This window comes from Alteromonas sp. ABH4_454, assembly GCF_056311775.1.
The window spans coordinates 2,096,478-2,116,604 of sequence record NZ_CM149972.1 but is presented as its reverse complement, the minus strand read 5'-3'; the positions used below and the strand labels follow the sequence as shown (position 1 = coordinate 2,116,604).

Sequence of the window (20,127 nt, the reverse complement as noted above, 5' to 3'; positions counted from 1 at the left end):
AAAAGTAAGGCCCTGTTTAGTTTTCTAAGCAGGGCCTTATCTTTTTCTACCCTTGCAAAATAGGGCCTTATGCTTCAATTGTATGACAGTTTTATTTATTGGAATAAGATTGCTATTTTAAATAGCAAAATCGCATACTACTTTTGAATTTAAATATGTTATCGTTCTATGCAGAAAAATAACCCGCATATAACTTTTTTATATATAACATAAATTCGGACTTCAAAATGACTGCTAGTATCCCGTCTGTAACGCATTTGAAACAACTCGAAGCCGAGAGTATTCAAATTTTCCGTGAGGTAGCTGCTGAGTTTGAAAACCCAGTAATGCTTTACTCTGTAGGAAAAGACTCTTCAGTGCTGCTTCACCTTGCCCGTAAAGCGTTCGCGCCAGGCAAAATTCCTTTTCCACTTCTACACGTAGACACCACGTGGAAGTTTGGCGAAATGATCAAATTCCGCGACGAGCAAGCAGAGAAACACGGTTTTGATTTGCTTGTTCACATTAATGAAGAAGGTGTTGAAGCTGGCGTTGGTCCATTTAGCCACGGCTCATCGAAACACACTGATATCATGAAGACTCAAGCGCTTAAGCAAGCGTTAAACAAATATAAGTTTGACGCAGCGTTTGGTGGTGCACGACGCGACGAAGAAAAGTCTCGTGCTAAAGAGCGCGTTTATTCTTTCCGCGACAGCAACCACCGCTGGGACCCTAAGAACCAGCGCCCAGAACTTTGGAATATCTACAACTCACAAGTTAACAAAGGCGAAAGCATCCGCGTTTTCCCAATGTCTAACTGGACTGAGCTAGATATCTGGCAATACATCTACCTAGAAAACATTGATATTCCACAACTGTACCTTTCTAAGCCTCGTCCTGTGGTAGAGCGTGATGGCGTGCTTATTATGGTTGATGACGACCGTATGCCGCTTGAAGAAGGTGAAGTTCCAGAAATGCGCTCTGTGCGTTTCCGTACTCTTGGCTGTTATCCATTGACCGGTGCAGTAGAGTCAGAAGCAGCAACCCTACCTGAAGTTATTCAAGAAATGCTGCTTACCAAGACGTCTGAACGTCAGGGCCGAGTTATCGACCACGACAGCGCGGGCTCTATGGAGAAGAAAAAAATGGAAGGGTACTTCTAATGGCCACAGACAACGTTGTTTGGCACAAACACGAAGTCAATAAAACCACTCGCTCTGAAAAGCTTGGTCAAACGCCTCGTGTATTTTGGCTTACGGGTTTAAGCGGCTCTGGTAAATCGACATTAGCAAACCTGCTTGAAAAAAAGCTTCACGAGCAGAACAAGCACACCTATCTGCTTGATGGCGACAACGTACGTCACGGCTTATGCGGCGACTTAGGCTTTAGCGACAAAGATCGCGTTGAAAATATTCGCCGCATCAGTGAAGTTGCGAAGCTGTTCGTTGACGCAGGTACTCTTGTGCTTACCGCTTTTATCTCTCCGTTTAAGGCAGACCGCGATTACTGCCGTAGCCTAATGGATGACGGTGAATTTGTAGAAGTGTTTGTTGATACGCCACTTGAGGTGTGTGAAAAGCGCGACCCTAAAGGGCTATACAAGAAAGCGCGCAGCGGTGAGATCAAGGACTTCACGGGCATAGACTCAGCCTATGAAGCACCTGAATCACCAGAAGTGCACCTAACCTATCAGGATGAACCGGCAGAGCAAACCGCTGAGCGTTTATATGCTTTGCTACAAGAAAAGGGATTGGTGTAATGACACAGCCTTTAAATACCCTTGCACAAAAAGTGCTAACTATTGCCAAAGAAGCTGGCGATAAAATTATGGCGATTTACGAAAAAGATTTCGCTATTTATGAAAAGCAAGACACCAGCCCGCTAACCGAAGCTGACCTTGCCGCCCATAACGTTATTGTAAAGGCCCTTGAAGCGGAATCTGATCTGCCTATTTTGTCTGAAGAGTCAGCTGATATTTCGTGGGACGAACGCAAAACATGGTCGTCTTACTGGTTGGTAGACCCGCTCGACGGCACCAAAGAGTTTATTAAGAAAAACGGCGAATTTACGGTAAACATTGCACTTATCGAAAATGGCAAACCGACAATGGGTGTGGTTTACGCGCCTGCGCTAAACAAAAGCTATGTCGGTATTGTAGGTGAAGGTGCGTGGACCGAAGTAGATGGTGAATTCACTGCTATTTCTGCACGCAAGCACGATGGTGCAGAAGTGTGGAAAGTGGTTGGCAGTCGTTCTCACCAAAGTCCTGAAATTCAAAATTTATTGGCACAGCTTGAAGGTGAAACAGAGCTTGTGGCGATGGGTAGTTCACTGAAGCTTTGCTTGGTGGCAGAGGGCGAAGCACATCTTTACCCTCGTTTGGGCCCAACATCTGAATGGGATACAGGCGCAGCACATGCAGTTGCATTAGCTGCTGGAGCAAATGTAACTGTTCTAGATCCAGAAAACCCATTAGATGACAACGCCGACGCTCTTACCTATAACCAAAAAGAGTCTGTGTTAAACCCCTTTTTCCTTGTGAGCGCATAACATGAACAACGAAAACGAATTATTAAGACAGGACGTTCTGTCTTACCTTGAGCAACACGAAAAGAAAGACATGCTACGTTTCCTTACCTGCGGTAGCGTAGACGATGGTAAGAGTACCCTTATTGGTCGCTTACTTCACGATTCAAAAATGATTTATGAAGACCAGCTTGCTGCCATTACAAAAGACAGTAAAAAAGTAGGTACTACGGGTGAGAAAGTTGACCTTGCCCTTCTTGTAGACGGCCTTCAGTCTGAACGTGAACAAGGTATTACCATTGACGTAGCATACCGCTACTTCTCTACCGACAAGCGTAAATTTATTATCGCTGATACCCCAGGGCATGAGCAGTACACCCGCAACATGGTAACAGGCGCATCTACCTGCGACCTTGCAATTATTCTTGTTGATGCCCGTGGCGGCGTTAAGGTGCAAACCAAGCGTCACTCATTCCTAGTTTCACTTCTAGGTATTAAGCACGTTATTGTTGCAATCAACAAAATGGACTTAATGGACTATTCAGAAGAAGTGTACAAGCAGATTCAAGAAGATTACCTGAAGTTTGCTGAACAGCTGGATATCCCAGACATTCAATTTGTTCCTATTTCAGCACTTGAAGGCGATAACGTTGTAGGTATCAGTGAGAAAACACCTTGGTTTAACGGCACGCCACTAATGGAAATGCTAGAAAATATTGAAATTGGTGAAGATGACAATCAAGAAGATTTCCGCTTCCCTGTACAGTATGTTAACCGCCCTAACCTAGACTTCCGTGGCTTTGCTGGTACGGTAGTATCAGGCCAGGTCGCACCAGGCGATGAAGTGACGGCACTTCCTTCTGGCAAGAAATCAAAAGTTAAGCAAGTAGTTACATTTGAAGGTGATCAAGAACGCGCTTATGTACCTCAAGCAGTTACGCTAACGCTTGAAGATGAAATTGATATCTCTCGTGGCGACATGATTGTTAAATCAGACAACTTGCCACTTCTAAACACCCAGTTCAAAACACATTTAGTGTGGATGTCTGAAGAGCCGCTAATGCCAAACAAGCAATACTTGTTTAAGTTCGCGACTAAATCAACGCCAGGGGTTGTTGCTCATATCGATAACCAAATTGATGTGAACACGCTGGAAGAAACAGATGCCATGCATCTAAATCTTAACGAAATTGGTGTGGTAGACGTTAAGTTCACACAGCCAGTCGCCTGTGACCCGTACAAGCGCAATCGTCCTACAGGTTCATTCATTGTTATCGACCGTTTAACCAATGGTACGGTAGGTGCAGGTATGATCATCGACGAAATAGCGGGTGATGCACAACATACTTCGCCTAACTTCTCTGAGTTTGAACTTGAATTCAATGCATTAGTTCGCAAGCACTTCCCGCATTGGAACTCTGTGGATATCAGTAAACTATAAGCAGGACTGGAGCAATATGGATGTGACCCAGTTCATCGTACTGGCAATTTTTGTCAGTACGATATGCGCGCTGATTTTTACCAGTCAGCGCCCTTCCACTGTGTTTTCTGGCGCAGTGTTAGCTTTACTGGTTACCCAGCAGTTATCTCTTGATGACATCTTGCTAAACTTAACAAACAAGGGCTTAATCACCCTTGTTTTGTTGCTTTTAGTAAGCAGTGCTATTGATAAAACCGCGTTAATAAAACGCATTGGTAGAAAACTTGTTAGTGCTAACTTTACGCAGTCTTACTGGCGTCTGTTTTCACTCACTTTTGTGTCTTCAGCACTACTCAATAACACCGCTATTGTGGCCAGTCTTATTGGCCCTATAAAACAGAACCAATATCACCCCGCTTCCCGATTACTGATCCCGCTCTCGTACGCTGCAATACTCGGTGGCACGGTTACTTTAATTGGTACTTCAACCAACCTTATTGTAGATAGCTTTCTACAAGAGCACGGGCACCCTGGTTTCAATTTTTTCGACTTCACTCTTTATGGCTCCATTGCTGGGTTAAGCTGTGGCCTTCTCATGTTCATGTTATTACCTTTGCTGCCCAATATCGGCAACAAAAACAATAACTATCATGAGTATATGGTTGAAGCAGAAGTCGAAGCAGGTTCAGAACTCATTGGCAAAACCGTGGAGCAAAACCACTTACGTAATCTGCCTGAGCTCTTTTTAGTAGAAGTGGTGCGCAATGGCAACCTAATCTCGCCTGTTGGGCCTGACCTGGTTATTCTGGAAAACGACAAGCTGATCTTCTCTGGCAACGTCCAAAAGCTAGATAACTTAAGCCATATAAAAGGCTTAAGCATGTTCGCAGAAACCGATGGGGTATTGCGTGAAAGCTTAACTGAAGTTGTGGTGGCAAACCGCGCTCAAATAATTGGGCAAACCATTAAAAATCTTGGTTTTAGAGCTCTGTTTGATGCCGCCGTTGTGGCAATTCGTCGCGATGGAGAGCAACTATCAGGAAAGTTAGGAGAAATAAAGCTTCAAGCCGGTGACTTTTTGTTGTTAGCGACAGGTCCTGACTTTGCGACTCGTCAAAACTTGAACAAGAACTTTTTCATTTTGTCTGAGCAAAAAATTGCCCGTCCTTTGACCAATAAGCAAGAGTGGATCACGCTTGGCGGTTTCCTTACCACGGTGTTATTGGCCGCGACTAATGTCATCTCATTGGCTATCGGTTTACTGTTCTTAGCTGCTGTGCTTATCGGCGTTAGGGTTACGTCAAACGGCGAAATGAAGCGAAACCTGCCGCTAAACTTGATTGTTGTAATAGTCGGTGCGCTAAGTTTAGCCACTGCGCTTGAAAACTCTGGAGTCATAACCACTACAACCGAAGCGCTCATGCCTCTTTTGGCGGGCACTGATTGGTTTGTGGCGCTCGTGGTTATCTACTTGCTAACCTTACTTTTAACTGAGTTCGTTACCAACAATGCAGCTGCGGCATTAATGTTCCCGTTTGCTTATGGGCTAGTGCAAATTATCGGCGCACCGCTAATGCCATTTGCTTTAGCCGTTGCCTTTGCGGCAAGCGCGAGCTTTATATCGCCATTTGGCTACCAAACCAACCTCTTGGTTTACAATGCTGCCAACTACAAATTTGCGCATTTTATAAAGATAGGGTTACCTATATCTGTAATGTACAGCACAATAGTGCTAACGCTGCTGAATATAACTTATCTATAGATTGTTTATGGTTTACTACCATAGAAAACAAAAGGGAAGCCTAGCTTCCCTTTTTACTGCTCTTTAACCGAGTGTGCGCGCTACAATTAACTAACTTTATTCATTTTCCCTTACAAAAAATGACTCTTTATCAGAATCTTGTGCTGTACATAATGTGTGCCCGCCAGTAATCTTTATACCCAAACTTATCCACGTGTTAACGAACAATAATTTACAATCATTGTTTTACACAGAATCTGAACAGCAAATAAAAACTAAGAAAGAGGAGCAAAGGATGCACACTGTGACGAATCCTTTCCAAGCGTGTAATGATATCTTTTTTAAACCGAATGGCGCCTTCAAAGCGGTTGGCGAGCACAATAACTGGAGCTGGATGCCGTTTATCTTGGTAATGGCTATTACGCTGGTATCTCAATATCTCTATGTGAACTTTGTCGATATTGAGTGGTTTGCAGAAATGAACATTGCCGCACAAGGCGATATGAGCCCGGCTGAAGAAGAACAGATGAAGGCTTTCTTTACCAGAGATGCGCTGCTTTGGTCTTCTATTATCGGTGCTTTTTTCATTCCTATTATCGTTAACGCTGTTTATGCCGTATACGTAAACCTTATGACTCGTTCAGACGATAGCCATGTTTTCGGTTTCACAGATTGGTACGGTTTTGCATGGTGGCTTTCAATGCCTTACGTACTTACCGGTTTAGTTGGCGTTGCACTGCTATTGTTCACCGGCGACCACCAGGTGGCACCATCAATCTTATCACCAGCATCCTTAGGCTTTATAGCAAGTATTCCTATGGACTCGCCTTGGTACGCGTTCGGCCAAGCTTTAAGGTTAGAGCTTTTTTGGGGAATTTATTTGGCCACGGTAGGCATCTCTCAATGGACGTCTTTTCCTCTTAAGAAAGCGGCACTCATTGCAAGCGCTCCGTATGTGGTTATCTACGGTATTTGGCTGATTGCTTTAGCGCTATTCTAAAAAAATCGCTTTCAATAGCCCGCTTTTCATTTGGCTATTTGTTGTTGCTGCCCCGATAAAACTGGGGCAGCGACAAGCTCCTACCTAAAATTTAAATCTTCGAAGCTTAATTTAAAAAAGACGGTACACAAGTCAACGGACCCAAGCCCTTTAAGACCACAAAGGTAGCTGAATTGTCGGCTTACTTCCCTCCCTTAGCGGTCTAAAATAGTCTTTATTCTGATAAAACGTTTCATCTTGTTGACTGTGCCACAAAGGAACACCAAGCAAAGGTAATGGCTTTAAAAGCGGTGTTTTTTCAAAATAATTTAACGCTTTAATGCGTGCTGTCATCGCATCGTCTAACAGCAAGCGCTGCTGCCATTTATCGAGACTGCTGAAACCATGTGGTACGGCTACTGCTAACCACTTGCCCGTAAGACCTATAAATGGGTTTAGCATCATTTCTAAATTCGCGTGCCCGAAGATAAAAGGGCTGACCTGTGCGTGCCACAGTGACCGTTTTGCCATAAAAACACGCTCCCACTGATGGGACGCTAATTCCGCTAAAAACGTTTCAAGGGTGGCACTATCACATGGCGCACCTTGCATGATCTTATCTGTTGTTCCTCTATTTGAGTCAGTGAGTGTTGCTGTGCGCTTAGGCTTATTTAAAGCAATGCTCTCGGGTGCTTCAATGGCAAGTACTACCCCACACTCATCGAAGTGCGTAATGCGGTTGCGGCGCGCCGTTCTGGGGTTTACACCATACGCATTGATATCTTTGATATGCAACTCATTTAGTAACGATTTTGTCTTAGGAAACTGCAACCAAATAAGTGCATTAAACAGGTCGTGCCAGCTTTGCTCCCGTGTAGGAACTACACCGTCTTCACTAATAATGGTTTCGTAATATCGTTGTTCATCGTTTGAAAACTGGCTTTGCCCTTTGAACTGAGGCCCCTGCCAATGCTCACAATACCGTATAGTCAATTCATTTAGCAGCTCAGGCGTAGGAAATTCGGTATTACTTAGCAAGCCAACCTCTTCAAGAAGCGCCGTAACCGGTTTACTGGCGTGTTTTAGTAAGTAGTCTTTACAGAAGGGAATTGAGTTTGATTGCATATCAACTATTGGTTCGCTTTGGGGTTTTCTCTATACTGGACGCGTATTGTAGAGCAAACAGAGACTAACAATGAAAAAAATGTTTTTGCCGTTGCTTGTACCTACCCTTCTAGGCGTAAGTGCTTGCACTCCTAACAACGACAGCACCTCAACAAACGAATCAGCGCAGAAGACTATGCCTGCGGCTTCTAACTTCGACAGCGTTTACAGCAGTATTTCTGATGCTGACATTCGCGAGCCGCTAAAAGTTTTGTCTTCTGATGAGTTTGAAGGTCGTTTACCAACGACTGAAGGTGAAAAGAAAACCATTGATTACTTGGTCAGTGAATTTACTAAAGCTGGGCTTCAGCCGGGTAATGGCGATAGCTTCCTTCAAAAAGTAGCGCTTATGGAAATTACCGCTGATCCAGATATGACCATGACGATAGGCGACAATACGTTTGCCTACAAAGAGCAAATGGTAGCCTCTTCCAAGCGCGAGCAAAAATTGGTATCTCTTGATGACTCTGAACTGGTGTTCGTTGGTTATGGCGTAAATGCGCCAGAATACGACTGGAACGATTATGAAGGGTTAGATGTTAAAGGCAAAACCGTGGTTATGTTAATTAACGACCCAGGTTTTGAAAACCCAGAAAGCGGTAAGTTTCAAGGTACTACCATGACCTATTATGGCCGTTGGAGCTACAAGTATGAAGAAGCGAGTCGTCAAGGTGCAGCAGGCGCTATTATTGTTCACGAAACCGCACCTGCCTCTTACGGCTGGTCTGTTGTTGCAAACAGTTGGAGTGGTCCGCAGTACGGTTTAGTGAGTGCCGATAAAGGTGCGAGCCGCGTTGCCGTTGAAGGCTGGCTTACGTTAGATGCAGCGAAAAAAGTGTTTGCCGATGCTGGCCTTGATTTTGACACAGAGAAAGCTAACGCCATGCAGGGTCCATATAGCAAAGCAATGGATATTAAAGCGTCAGTTACCGTGAAAAACACGTTCGAAAAGTCAGAAAGCAACAATGTTATCGCCACATTACCGGGTACCGAGTTTCCTGATGAGCATATTATCTACACGGCACATTGGGATCATTTAGGTAAAGATGAAAGCAAAGAAGGCGACCAAATCTATAACGGCGCGCACGACAACGCCACAGGTACTGCAGCAATGCTTGCTATGGCTAAAGCCTATTCAGAACTTACGCCTGCACCTAAGCGTTCAGTGTCGTTTTTAGTAGTGACGGCTGAAGAGCAAGGGCTATTGGGCAGTAAATTCTATGCCAGCAACCCTGTTATTCCTATTGAAAATACCGTTGCGAACATCAATATGGATGCAATGAACGTTTTAGGTAAAACCAAGAACGTGGCGGTTGTAGGCATGGGCAAATCAGAAATGGAAGACTACCTTGAAGCCGCTGCAGCTAAGCAAGGTCGAACGCTGACCCAAGAAGACCGACCTGAAGCAGGTTACTACTACCGTTCTGACCACTTCAGCTTTGCTAAACAAGGTGTACCAGCACTTTATGCAGAGGGCGGGAATGAGCCAGCAGATGAAGAAACGGCTAAGTACAGAAAACGTATGAACGTTATCGTGACAGGCTGCTACCATCAAGTGTGCGACCAATATCGCGATGACTGGGACCTAAGCGGCATTGTACAAGACACGCAGATGCTGTTTGATGTGGGTGTCGGCGTTGCGAATGCTGACACTTGGCCTAAATGGAATGAAGCAAGTGAGTTTCAGCGCAAGAATTAATATCCGCTCTGACTTCTAAGCGTCAAAAATGCTTAGTTATGCAGTAAAACTAAAAGGGCCTTTTTACAGGCCCTTTCTTACTTCCCTTTCCTATACCACTGGTTCAAGCGGCTTCGAATTGCTATTTTTTACTATTCAGAAAACTCACGGGCTATTTAGTTGACATAATAATTATGCACTCTAAATAGGATAAAAATGTTAATAAACGGCTATTTTGAGATAAAAGGCATAAGTATTTCCATTTTCTCATCATAATCTACTTGCAATTTCCTGTCAGACTGGCACATTCAAGGCACGCGAAAAAAGAATAAAAACAATCCTTCGCTCACTCGTACGCGAGTACCGACAGAAAAAGCTTCTATTATTTTTTTCAACAAGTGAACAGAGAGAATCCGTTATATGTGTGGTATTTTCGGTATCCTTGATATCAAAACCGATGTGTCTGAACTCAGAACCCAAGCCCTCGATTTATCAAAACTATTGCGCCACCGTGGCCCTGACTGGTCGGGTATCTGGAATAATGACAATACCATTCTTTGTCACGAAAGACTGGCGATTGTCGACGTAGATACAGGGGCACAGCCTCTTATCAGCCAAAACGATAAGCAAATTCTTGCGGTTAATGGCGAGATTTATAATCACAAGCAGCTAGCCGCTGACTTAGATGAGCCGTATCCATTTAAAACCCGTTCAGATTGTGAAGTTATCCTTCCTCTTTTTCAGCAAAAAGGCATCGACTTTATTGATGACCTAGAAGGCATGTTCGCGTTTATTCTTTACGATGAAGAACAAGACGCTTACCTGATTGCCCGTGACCACATTGGAATTATCCCGCTTTATACGGGTTACGATGAACACGGAAACTTCTATGTTTCGTCAGAAATGAAAGCACTAGCGGGCGTATGTAAGACAATTAGTGAATTCCCTCCAGGTCACTACCTGTGGAGCAAAGAAGGAAAAATCACTAAGTACTACAAACGCGACTGGATGGAATACGACAACGTAAAAGACAACACAAGCGATTTAGACGAGCTTCGTGTAGCGTTTGAGAAAGCGGTGAAGTCACACATGATGTCTGACGTGCCTTACGCAGTTCTGTTGTCTGGCGGTCTAGACTCATCACTGGTTTCTGCTGTGGCTGCACAGTACGTAGCCAAACGTGTTGAAGATGAAGACAAGACTGACGCGTGGTGGCCACGCCTACACAGTTTTGCTGTAGGTCTTGAAGGCGCTCCTGACCTTAAGGCTGCGAAGAAAGTGGCGGATATGATTGGTACCGTTCACCATGAAATCCATTTCACCATTCAAGAAGGTTTAGATGCCATCCGTGATGTTATCTTCCATCTTGAGACCTACGATACAACCACTATCCGCGCCGCTACCCCTATGTATCTTATGACCCGCAAAATTAAAGCAATGGGCATAAAGATGGTGCTTTCGGGTGAAGGCTCTGATGAAATCTTTGGTGGCTATCTGTATTTCCATAAGGCGCCAAATGCCAAAGAGTTCCACGAAGAAACGGTACGTAAGCTGGATCGTCTTCACATGTTTGACTGTGCTCGCGCCAACAAAGCGACGTCAGCATGGGGTGTTGAAGCACGTGTTCCTTTCTTAGATAAGAACTTTATTGACGTAGCCATGCGCTTAAACCCACAAGACAAAATGTGTCTTGACGGAAAAATGGAGAAATGGATCCTTCGTAAAGCATTTGATAACGGCGAAACCCTTCCCGCGGAAGTATTGTGGCGTCAAAAAGAGCAATTTGGTGACGGTGTAGGTTATTCGTGGATCGACTCGATTCGCGACTTTGTGGAAAACGAAGTAACCGACCAACAACTAGCTACTGCTGAATTCCGCTTCCCAGTGAATACGCCTGACACCAAAGAAGGCTATTACTACCGCACTATTTTCGAGAGCTATTTCCCTCAAGAAAGTGCCGCTCGCTGCGTACCTGGCGGTAAGTCAATCGCCTGTAGTACTGCAGAAGCTCTTGAATGGGACGAGAGCTTTAAGAACAATGCCGACCCATCTGGTCGCTCAATGAAAGATGTTCACGCTGGCGAGTCGTAATAGACGAAACGAAGCAAAGATATGTATAAAACGCAGCTTAGGCTGCGTTTTTTATTGCCATTTTATTCTTTATAACTTTGGTTTATACCAAAGTGTAGAATTAGTGAGAGGCGTCTCAATAGGAAGCAATGGGTTTTCCAGCGTAAATATTTTGCGCTCACTAACGTCTAGAGACTCTAAGATAGGCGCATAAGTAGACGCAAATAGGGCGTCAAATGAACCGTCTTCTATAGCTCTATTTAGGCCAGTCTGAATGAGGTTTTCTAATGTTTTATTATTCCCATTAACGAAGTAATACATGGCTGTCGGGTAATAAAGCGCCATTGAAGGTTCAAGGTAGAGGTTAGAGCGACGGCCTTCTTCCTCGAGTTCTGCGCTCACTTCCATCACAGAACGAGGAAAAAAGTCTCCTTTGCCCTGTTTAATCATGTCATACGCTTCACGAAATTCAGGCACGGTGAAGACGTTGAACCCGTTAGCTTGCAAAATCTTAGTATCTGGCCACTCTTCTCCTTGGATAGGAACAAGTTTACGCATATCGTTCAACGACAATACATCATCAAACTTCGACTTCTTATCTTCGTTAATAACAAAAACGCGAAAGCCAATAAGCCCTTTGGCGATAGGTATTCGAATAGGGGTCAGTTCTTTTTCACGCTGGTTATCTGTCATGCTCCACACAACGTTCACTTCTCTATTCTCACGAAGCTGGCGCATAGCCTTACTCGTTAGTAATATGCGATCCGAAGGGCGAAGCTCGTAATTGACACCTGTTTTATCTAAAGCGAGTTTAAGTAAAGCGATAGGATATTGAGCTCGCGCGTCGGAGTCGTCGATAGGACGGGGATAGGTAATGGTCCACGTAGCGCCATCAGCCATTGGAACGATAACCAAAAGACATAAAGAAACCGCTGCAGAAACAGCTTTTTTAAGCGAGTTGAAGCTGTTCATTTTCTTTATGCCCAAGTTGAATTAAAGAGTGAGTTAAAGAGTGAGCTGAGTACTCTTGATCGCGTTTTATTCTTTTAAAAGGCAGATATGTATTAAACATTTATTCAATGCCAATGTATTTGTGTGTTTGTAAAGATAGCCGCCAGTTGCGCTCAATACAAGTCCGCACAGCCAGTTCAGTTGCTCTCTTCTGCTGGCTAATTGGTTGTAAACAAACCTGTTTTCCTTCCAGCGATGATACACTGCTCAGCAGAGCGTCAAGTTCATCAATATGCTTTTGCATAGCAATAGGATGCTTAATTTCGTTTGCTCTTTCTAAAGCACTGACTAAAACGTCGTATCCGCCTTTCATATTTATTTTAGGTGAAACAGTTACGTAAGTGCGCTCATCACAGAGCACTTCAAAGGTACCGCTGGTCTCAATTTGTGTGGTATACCCGTTATCGTGTAGCAGGGTTGTCAACGGACGTAAATCATACATACAAGGTTCCCCCCCCGTGATGACCACGTGTTTTGCCACGTATTTTTGCTTACCAAATTCGGCCAGCAAGGCGTCTTCACTTGAGATGAAATAACTTTCTGACTCTTCGCCTTTGGTTATCACAGCCTGAGGCGAAACACTTAAATCAGGTTTTATTTCCCACGTATGTTTAGTATCACACCATGGGCAGCCTACAGGGCAGCCCTGCAGGCGAACAAAGATAGAAGGAATACCTGTGTGAGCACCTTCACCTTGGATAGTTTCAAACATCTCATTGATGTTTAATGTGGACATTACAGACAAATTGACACCCTTTAACGATTGTATGTTGGGATTTTACCAAGGATCACATAAAATTCGGGGATAATTTCTTAAATCTTCGAAAACTATGTCAGAAAATGTTGTTGTTATCTATTCAGGAGGCATGGACTCTTTCACAGTACTGCACAAAGCACTGAAGGCAGGCAAAAAAGTTCACGCATTAAGCTTTAACTACGGACAGCGTCACAAAAAAGAACTCGACTATGCGGCGAACGTGTGTAAATCACTTAATGTGCCACATAAAATTGTCGATATTAGCGCTATTAACACACTTATTGGTGGCTCTGCCCTAACGTCAGATATCGACGTACCTGAAGGTCACTATGAAGAACCAAGCATGAAACAAACGGTAGTGCCTAACCGTAACATGATATTACTGTCTTTGGCGGTTGGCTATGCTGTAAGTTTGGACGCCAATGAAGTCTATTACGGTGCACACTCAGGCGATCACGCCATTTACCCCGACTGCCGACCAGAATTCGTGCATAAGATGAATGACGTATGTGGTATTGCAAACTATACCCCAGTTACCATTATGACGCCTTATATCGACGACAGCAAAACAGCTATTTTGACTGACGGGTTGTCGATGGGTTTGGATTACGGGCAAACATGGACGTGCTACAACGGCAGAGAAAAAGCCTGCGGGAAATGCGGTGCATGTGAAGAGCGTTTAGAAGCTTTTAAGGAAAACAACGCTACCGACCCATTAGAGTACGAATAAGTACTGCTCATACAAATAAACAGACTCAATAAAAAACACCTCTTGTTCCCTGCGTATTTATGAACGCTTTAGGACAAGAGGTGTTTTTATATTAGCTGTATTGATGAAACTACTTCTGGCTTTCAGAAATAAAATAACTTAACTCTTTAATGCAGTGGCGTAATACCGGGTTTAACCGCGTGTTTTTACCATTCATCACAAATAGCTCGTGGCTAAAGTTAAAAAGACTCCCTTGAGCAATAGGCACAAGTCCTAACGCCGCCCCCTGCTCTTTTGCCATATAATCAGGTAACAAACCGATATATTCGCCCGTCATAATTGCGGACATCGCAGCGTCAAAAGAATCAGAAAAGGTTTGTATAGATAGCCTTGTCTCATCTTCAATGTAGTTAGCTGATGACAGGCCAGCAATGCCAATGGCAGGATAATCACCAATCTTCACATTTTCTGGCAATTCAGTATCGCGATACTTTGCCAACGGATGGGTTGGCGCACAATATAGACGCCCTTCAGTTTCAATCCCCACAGGGTGAAAAGTCACTGATTCAGGTTTTACCATGTCATAGGTTGAAACCACAAGGTGACACTCACCTGATAACGCAACATGTTCTACTTCGTTATATAAACGCGTTTGGATATTCACGTGGATATCATCAAACTTCTTCATTGTACTTTTAACTGCTTTACTTACAGCCATGTGCATTGAAAGTGGGAGGCCTGCCATTAACACTAGCGTGATATGACCAGAATAATCATCGTGTAGCGATTTTAGATTAAAAACAAAGTTATCGAAGGCATTGAAGATGCGCTTGGTTTCTTGAAAAACCACCTCACCTTCTTTTGTCATTTGAAAACCACCACGACCACGATGACATAGCACCAAATCCAAACGCTCTTCGAGCTTTTTAATGGCGGCACTGATATTTGGACGTTGCATACGCAACACGGGTTCAGCCGCAGTAAATCCGTTGCAGCTTGCTACAGCATAAAACACACGCAGTAGCTTGATATCTGACTCCTGAAGACGATTAAGCATGTTAGCACCTGTTTTTAGGTATAGTTATAGATACTCTAACGAGAACTATATGTAACTAATCGTGCTATTACAACGACATTTTGCTGCTTTTCGTCTCATTTAATAATAAAAAAGCAACTTCTCTGTTTCGTAAATAGTTATCTACAGGAATATTTTTACATAAGTAAAAAGAACATAAGCGAAGGTGAAGAGCAAGTAGAGATGTGTTATTCAAATTTATACGGAATACGAGCGCAGGGGGCTTTTTAACAGCCCGCATATATAATTACTCACTCAATGAGAGTTAGAATATTCGTAATCGCGGCGTGTAACCGTAGGAGTAGTGGTTCGACATCAAGGTTACACCACAAAGAGTACGGACATTTTAGACTCGTCCTTCGGGAAGATCTGGCAAGTAAAGCGCCCCCAATAAGTACTGAGGGCGTTGACTGGGTAAAATGCTTAAGAAAGCGCAACTACCTGTTTTCTAAGTGATTCAATATCGTCACGAAGTGACGCCGCTTTTTCGAACTCAAGCTCCCGAGCATATTCGAACATCTGTTTTTCCAGTTCGGTGATTTGATCCATTAACTCAGTTGCACTTGCTGTCTTCTGTTGCTTTTTCTTTTCTTCAACCTTGCGCAGTCTTACCTTACCAGAAGCAGGGTGTGCACTATCACCCAAGTCCATAATATCGGTAATAGGCTTATTAAGACGCATTGGTGTAATGCCGTTTGCCTCGTTATGTGCCATTTGCTTTTCACGACGACGGTCCGTTTCGTCTATCGCTTTTTTCATAGATTTGGTTATGCTGTCACCATATAAAATGGCTTTACCATTCACGTGTCGCGCAGCTCTACCAATGGTTTGAATTAGCGAACGCTCAGCACGTAAGAACCCTTCTTTATCTGCATCTAAGATAGCCACCAGCGACACTTCTGGCATGTCTAAACCTTCACGCAACAGGTTGATACCGACCAACACATCGAATTTACCCAATCGTAAATCACGGATAATTTCAATTCGCTCTACGGTATCGATATCCGAATGTAGATAGCGCACCTTAACGCCGTGCTCGTTTAAGTACTCGCTTAAGTCTTCGGCCATACGCTTTGTTAAGGTAGTAATAAGCACACGTTCGTCAAGCTCTACCCGCTTTTGAATTTCAGACAGAACATCATCGACTTGAGTTGCAACAGGGCGCACTTCAATAACCGGATCTAAGAGCCCAGTGGGCCTTACCACTTGCTCGACTATCTCGCCGTCAGTTTTCTTCAACTCATAGTCACCCGGCGTTGCAGAAACATAAATGGTTTGAGGACAAATTTGCTCAAATTCTTCAAACTTAAGCGGACGATTGTCTAACGCAGATGGCAATCTGAAACCAAACTCCACTAGCGTTTCTTTTCTAGAGCGATCCCCACGGTACATAGCCCCTACTTGGGAAACCGTAACATGAGACTCATCGATAAACATCAAGCCATCTGCCGGAAAATAATCTAACAAAGTTGGAGGCGGCTCGCCCGGCGCTCGTCCCGACAAGTAGCGGGAATAGTTTTCAATACCCGAACAATATCCAAGCTCCATCATCATTTCGATATCAAACTGGGTACGTTGTGAGATGCGTTGCTCTTCAATAAGCTTATTCGTTTCTTGAAGCTGCTTTTTGCGATCGCCTAATTCATCCTTTATATGCTCAATAGCATTCAGAATTTTCTCTCGCGGGGTTACATAGTGCGTTTTTGGGAAAACCGTCGCGCGAATAACAGACTTATCCACTGCGCCCGTTAACGGGTCGAATAAACTGATTTTATCTATTTCATCGTCAAACAGCTCAACCCGTACGGCTTGCTTTTCAGAGTCGGCGGGGAAGATATCAATGACATCACCACGCACGCGGAATGTACCCCGTTCAAAGGCCAAATCGTTACGCTTGTACTGCAATTCAGCAAGGCGACGTAAAATATCACGCTGATCCATGGTGTCGCCCTGTCGAAGGTGCAACAGCATTTTCATATAGGATTCAGGATCACCCAAGCCATAAATAGCCGACACACTGGCCACTATCACTACGTCCCGGCGCTCCATTAGTGCCTTGGTAGCTGATAATCGCATTTGTTCAATGTGATCATTTATAGACGCGTCTTTTTCGATAAAGGTATCGGTACTAGGAACGTAGGCTTCTGGCTGGTAGTAATCGTAATAGGAGACAAAGTACTCTACTGCGTTATTGGGGAAAAACTCTTTCATTTCACCGTAAAGTTGAGCCGCCAGTGTTTTGTTGTGTGCCAAAATAAGTGTTGGTCGCTGCACTTCTTTAATGACGTTTGCCATAGTAAAGGTTTTACCTGACCCCGTAACACCCAGCAGTGTCTGGCCAGCCAAACCACTTTCCAAGCCATCCACCAAAGCTTCTATTGCTTTTGGCTGGTCGCCTGCTGGCTTGTATTTAGAATGAAGCTCAAACCCTCTACTCATTTACTTAACCTTTTCTTTAGCTTACTGCTTAACATTTTGCTCTCGGTCAAACTACTTAACATTACAAACACTTAACCTTGGTTGGCCACTATGGTATTAGCTGCGCTCAGATATTTTTTTATCTGATTCAAACTGAGTAATCGCACGTTTGAAAACAACAAATGAAACACACGCCATTGCAATATTGGCAATGACAGTACCGGCAAATAACCCTTTCAGTTCAAATAGAAAACTACCGGCAACACTTATTGGTACGAAGAAAATAAATAAGCGGATGACACTTAATACTAATGCCGTCATGGGGCGGTGCATTGCGTTCAACGATGAATTAGTCAGAATTATAATGCCTTGCATGCCATAACCTAGAGGTACAATCATCAAAAATAGCTGTATTAATACGCTTACCTCTGCTTCATGGGCAAAAGCAACGGCTATCCAGCTAGACATTGCCCACATAAGAAGAAAAATGCCGAACTGCCAAACAAGAACAAACTTCAAAGTAAGCGAATATGCTTTTTTAACCCGCTCTATCTGCCCTGCCCCTACGTTCTGGCTAATAAATGGAGGCAGCGTCATAGATAGCGCTAGAACGACAATACTAGCAATAGACTCCATTCTATTACCTACCCCCCAAGCTGCCACTGCTTCGGCGCCGTAACCAGCAACTACAGCTGTCATCACACCACCTGCAATTGGGGTTAACATATTTGCCCCTGCCGCAGGCAGCCCTATTTTGAGAATCTCCCGGCTGCTGTCACGGAGCTCGGTGATTGTTAGAAGTCGAGGTAACATCAACTTTCGACGTACAGATAAAATATAAAGTATCCATATGGCACCAACTATCCACGCGATAAAGGTAGCCAGCGCCGCACCTTTTATTCCCATTGCGGGAATAGGCCCAAGTCCGAATATAAAAATAGGGTCAAGCAACGCATTTAAACCGCCCCCAGCTGCCATCACTATGCTAGGCGTCCGCGTGTCACCACATGCGCGTAGTACACTATTGCCCACCATAGGCATAGCTAAAAAGATGCTCGACAAATACCATAGCCCCATATAGTCAGATATATATGGCATTAAGTTATCTGTGGCATTAAGCAGTTTAAATACAGGCTCTATGGTAAAAAAGCCAATCATTGCTAATGTTCCTACCAGCAAAACAGACAGCATTAGCGAACCTGTAGCATAGTGTTGGGACTTGGTTATTTCCTTACTACCCTGCAATTTTCCTATAATTGCTGAGGTTCCTATACCTAAACCAATGTTCAGACTGATTACTGTAAAGGTCACTGGAAAGGTAAAACTGATAGCAGCTAATGGGTCCGTGCCCAACAAACTGACGAAAAAGGTATCGATAAGCCCAAAGCTCATCATCATTACCATTCCTAATATCATAGGAATAGTCATACGCTTTAACGTAGTACCTATATCTCCTCCCAATAAGTCGGAAGTACGTTGTTTAGCGTTACTTTTTATCACTAGATCTCCGGCTGAATGAATTCCCCTCATTAATTGCACGCTAGTGTAAAACGGTGAACGCTATTTAGCCATTCTGTTTCGATAAACAAAGCAAAGAGCAAGAGGGAGAGAAGAAATATGGTGTTTTTAATGAAAATGCATGCGTTCTACGAATTTGTTCGCTATTCGCTAAAAGCACTACTTTGTCGATAATTGTACGCGATAAATGAGTCAGTAAGTCCGTGACAGTTTAGTTTCTATTCTATTTCACTTTTAATATAGTCACTTCTGAAGTTCGTTCACGTTAAGTTTTCACTGCTTAACGCTTGAAAGAACAACAAAAATGTTAATAGATTGTAAGAACCTGAGAAATAACATGGATTTTGTTGGATAGCATTTAGTCATTCGTTGAATTAACACACAAGCTACTTTTTGTTCAACCGATCAATTTAGATCGAAGGTTGCGATCACAAAAACAGTGCTAACCCTTTGTAGTATATAGAATATCACCCCACATTCAGGCCTATTCAATCGGATCAATTAATACCTGATCTTACAAAAGCAGTAGGCGAATCTAAGCTATCAACATAGTTATCCACAGATTTAGTGGATAACTACCGCCAGACCATATTCGGCGGGATTTCGTGCTCGATTAATTTCTCATCACGTAAGTGATGACTAACCTTTTAATCCTCAGGTACAGGTTACAGATTTATTAAAGGCTGTACATAATAACAGTATGGAAGCAATTTTTTATTCTTTTTAGTTATATTACTTACCTTTGCTGAGATATATAGCGAAAATGAAAAAATCATTTTCTTTAATAGCTAAAAGCACACTTGTTTATATGTTAATAAGCAACATGTGCACTTATTAACCATCACTTTCGCTACATTGACGACAAAATGAGCATTAAAGCTGTAAAAAGCTATTTTTTGCGCAGTCAGCACAAATATTTCATTTATGTTGTTGACAGTTCCTAAGTACGTCTTTAATATTCGCCCCCGTTGAAGCACAGGTCCCCCTTAGCTCAGTTGGTTAGAGCGACGGACTGTTAATCCGCAGGTCCCCCGTTCGAGTCGGGGAGGGGGAGCCAACTTCAGCAAACAACTTAGGTGTCG

15 protein-coding genes and 1 tRNA gene are annotated in these 20,127 nt (G+C 43.5%); 10 read left to right on the top strand and 6 right to left on the bottom strand.

Going from position 1 to position 20,127, the window contains the following annotated elements; all coding sequences use genetic code 11:
* Positions 1-227: 227 nt before the first annotated feature.
* From cysD to ACYX4W_RS09195, 6 genes are all read left to right on the top strand, one after another.
* Positions 228-1,142: a sulfate adenylyltransferase subunit CysD gene (gene cysD, locus ACYX4W_RS09220; protein ID WP_179982784.1), complete on the top strand. Its 915-nt coding sequence runs from the start codon at positions 228-230 to the stop codon at positions 1,140-1,142.
* Positions 1,142-1,738 (top strand): adenylyl-sulfate kinase, encoded by a 597-nt coding sequence (gene cysC, locus ACYX4W_RS09215; protein WP_474807967.1) that lies wholly within the window; start codon positions 1,142-1,144, stop codon positions 1,736-1,738. Before cysD ends, cysC begins: the two co-directional genes overlap by 1 nt.
* A complete protein-coding gene (cysQ, locus tag ACYX4W_RS09210; RefSeq protein ID WP_334057750.1) occupies positions 1,738-2,529 on the top strand; it encodes a 3'(2'),5'-bisphosphate nucleotidase CysQ in 792 nt (263 codons plus the stop codon). The genes cysC and cysQ overlap by 1 nt, the downstream gene beginning before the upstream one ends.
* 1 nt (position 2,530) lies before the next feature.
* Positions 2,531-3,946 (top strand): sulfate adenylyltransferase subunit CysN, encoded by a 1,416-nt coding sequence (cysN, locus tag ACYX4W_RS09205; RefSeq protein WP_476075341.1) that lies wholly within the window; start codon positions 2,531-2,533, stop codon positions 3,944-3,946.
* Positions 3,947-3,962: 16 nt separating this feature from the next.
* The gene (locus ACYX4W_RS09200; RefSeq protein ID WP_476054632.1) at positions 3,963-5,687 is read left to right on the top strand and encodes an SLC13 family permease; all 1,725 of its coding nucleotides are present in this window, start codon (positions 3,963-3,965) and stop codon (positions 5,685-5,687) included.
* 274 nt (positions 5,688-5,961) lie between these two features.
* Entirely contained in the window at positions 5,962-6,666 is a 705-nt protein-coding gene (locus tag ACYX4W_RS09195; protein WP_476075340.1) for a YIP1 family protein, read from the top strand.
* Between the two features lie 150 nt (positions 6,667-6,816).
* Here ACYX4W_RS09195 and ACYX4W_RS09190 read toward each other — a convergent pair whose 3' ends face one another.
* Positions 6,817-7,770: a DUF3025 domain-containing protein gene (locus ACYX4W_RS09190; RefSeq protein WP_476075339.1), complete on the bottom strand. Its 954-nt coding sequence runs from the start codon at positions 7,768-7,770 to the stop codon at positions 6,817-6,819.
* Between the two features lie 70 nt (positions 7,771-7,840).
* Between ACYX4W_RS09190 and ACYX4W_RS09185 the strand changes: the two genes are divergently transcribed.
* Together ACYX4W_RS09185 and asnB are read left to right on the top strand one after the other, a co-directional pair.
* The gene (locus tag ACYX4W_RS09185; RefSeq protein WP_476075338.1) at positions 7,841-9,508 is read left to right on the top strand and encodes a M28 family metallopeptidase; all 1,668 of its coding nucleotides are present in this window, start codon (positions 7,841-7,843) and stop codon (positions 9,506-9,508) included.
* A 399-nt stretch (positions 9,509-9,907) separates the two neighbouring features.
* The gene (asnB, locus tag ACYX4W_RS09180; protein ID WP_118489858.1) at positions 9,908-11,578 is read left to right on the top strand and encodes an asparagine synthase B; all 1,671 of its coding nucleotides are present in this window, start codon (positions 9,908-9,910) and stop codon (positions 11,576-11,578) included.
* A gap of 69 nt (positions 11,579-11,647) precedes the next feature.
* Here asnB and ACYX4W_RS09175 read toward each other — a convergent pair whose 3' ends face one another.
* Both ACYX4W_RS09175 and queE read right to left on the bottom strand, forming a co-directional pair.
* Positions 11,648-12,529 (bottom strand): type 2 periplasmic-binding domain-containing protein, encoded by an 882-nt coding sequence (locus tag ACYX4W_RS09175; RefSeq protein ID WP_476075337.1) that lies wholly within the window; start codon positions 12,527-12,529, stop codon positions 11,648-11,650.
* 100 nt (positions 12,530-12,629) lie between these two features.
* Complete coding sequence (queE, locus tag ACYX4W_RS09170; RefSeq protein ID WP_476075457.1) at positions 12,630-13,304, bottom strand: 7-carboxy-7-deazaguanine synthase QueE; 675 nt, start codon at positions 13,302-13,304, stop codon at positions 12,630-12,632.
* Between the two features lie 94 nt (positions 13,305-13,398).
* Between queE and queC the strand changes: the two genes are divergently transcribed.
* On the top strand, positions 13,399-14,055 hold the full coding sequence (queC, locus tag ACYX4W_RS09165) for a 7-cyano-7-deazaguanine synthase QueC (protein ID WP_334057735.1): 657 nt from the start codon (positions 13,399-13,401) through the stop codon (positions 14,053-14,055).
* Positions 14,056-14,164: 109 nt separating this feature from the next.
* Here queC and ACYX4W_RS09160 read toward each other — a convergent pair whose 3' ends face one another.
* The 3 genes from ACYX4W_RS09160 to ACYX4W_RS09150 form a co-directional block, all read right to left on the bottom strand.
* On the bottom strand, positions 14,165-15,091 hold the full coding sequence (locus tag ACYX4W_RS09160) for a LysR family transcriptional regulator (RefSeq protein WP_118489862.1): 927 nt from the start codon (positions 15,089-15,091) through the stop codon (positions 14,165-14,167).
* A 441-nt stretch (positions 15,092-15,532) separates the two neighbouring features.
* The gene (gene uvrB, locus ACYX4W_RS09155; RefSeq protein ID WP_476075336.1) at positions 15,533-17,548 is read right to left on the bottom strand and encodes an excinuclease ABC subunit UvrB; all 2,016 of its coding nucleotides are present in this window, start codon (positions 17,546-17,548) and stop codon (positions 15,533-15,535) included.
* 96 nt (positions 17,549-17,644) lie between these two features.
* Positions 17,645-19,027 (bottom strand): MATE family efflux transporter, encoded by a 1,383-nt coding sequence (locus ACYX4W_RS09150; protein WP_476075335.1) that lies wholly within the window; start codon positions 19,025-19,027, stop codon positions 17,645-17,647.
* Positions 19,028-20,025: 998 nt separating this feature from the next.
* Here ACYX4W_RS09150 and ACYX4W_RS09145 point away from each other — a divergent pair.
* Positions 20,026-20,102, top strand: a tRNA-Asn gene (locus ACYX4W_RS09145).
* The last annotated feature ends 25 nt before the right edge of the window (positions 20,103-20,127 follow it).

Bases quoted from the DNA above. Each gene is read 5' to 3' on its own strand.
- cysQ (WP_334057750.1), top strand. From the start codon at position 1,738: ATGACACAGCCTTTAAATACCCTTGCACAAAAAGTGCTAACTATTGCC.
- cysC (WP_474807967.1), top strand. From the start codon at position 1,142: ATGGCCACAGACAACGTTGTTTGGCACAAACACGAAGTCAATAAAACC.
- cysN (WP_476075341.1), top strand. From the start codon at position 2,531: ATGAACAACGAAAACGAATTATTAAGACAGGACGTTCTGTCTTACCTT.
- ACYX4W_RS09160 (WP_118489862.1), bottom strand. From the start codon at position 15,091: ATGCTTAATCGTCTTCAGGAGTCAGATATCAAGCTACTGCGTGTGTTT.
- queE (WP_476075457.1), bottom strand. From the start codon at position 13,304: ATGTCCACATTAAACATCAATGAGATGTTTGAAACTATCCAAGGTGAA.
- uvrB (WP_476075336.1), bottom strand. From the start codon at position 17,548: ATGAGTAGAGGGTTTGAGCTTCATTCTAAATACAAGCCAGCAGGCGAC.
- ACYX4W_RS09190 (WP_476075339.1), bottom strand. From the start codon at position 7,770: ATGCAATCAAACTCAATTCCCTTCTGTAAAGACTACTTACTAAAACAC.
- ACYX4W_RS09200 (WP_476054632.1), top strand. From the start codon at position 3,963: ATGGATGTGACCCAGTTCATCGTACTGGCAATTTTTGTCAGTACGATA.
- cysD (WP_179982784.1), top strand. From the start codon at position 228: ATGACTGCTAGTATCCCGTCTGTAACGCATTTGAAACAACTCGAAGCC.
- ACYX4W_RS09185 (WP_476075338.1), top strand. From the start codon at position 7,841: ATGAAAAAAATGTTTTTGCCGTTGCTTGTACCTACCCTTCTAGGCGTA.
- ACYX4W_RS09175 (WP_476075337.1), bottom strand. From the start codon at position 12,529: ATGAACAGCTTCAACTCGCTTAAAAAAGCTGTTTCTGCAGCGGTTTCT.
- ACYX4W_RS09195 (WP_476075340.1), top strand. From the start codon at position 5,962: ATGCACACTGTGACGAATCCTTTCCAAGCGTGTAATGATATCTTTTTT.
- queC (WP_334057735.1), top strand. From the start codon at position 13,399: ATGTCAGAAAATGTTGTTGTTATCTATTCAGGAGGCATGGACTCTTTC.
- asnB (WP_118489858.1), top strand. From the start codon at position 9,908: ATGTGTGGTATTTTCGGTATCCTTGATATCAAAACCGATGTGTCTGAA.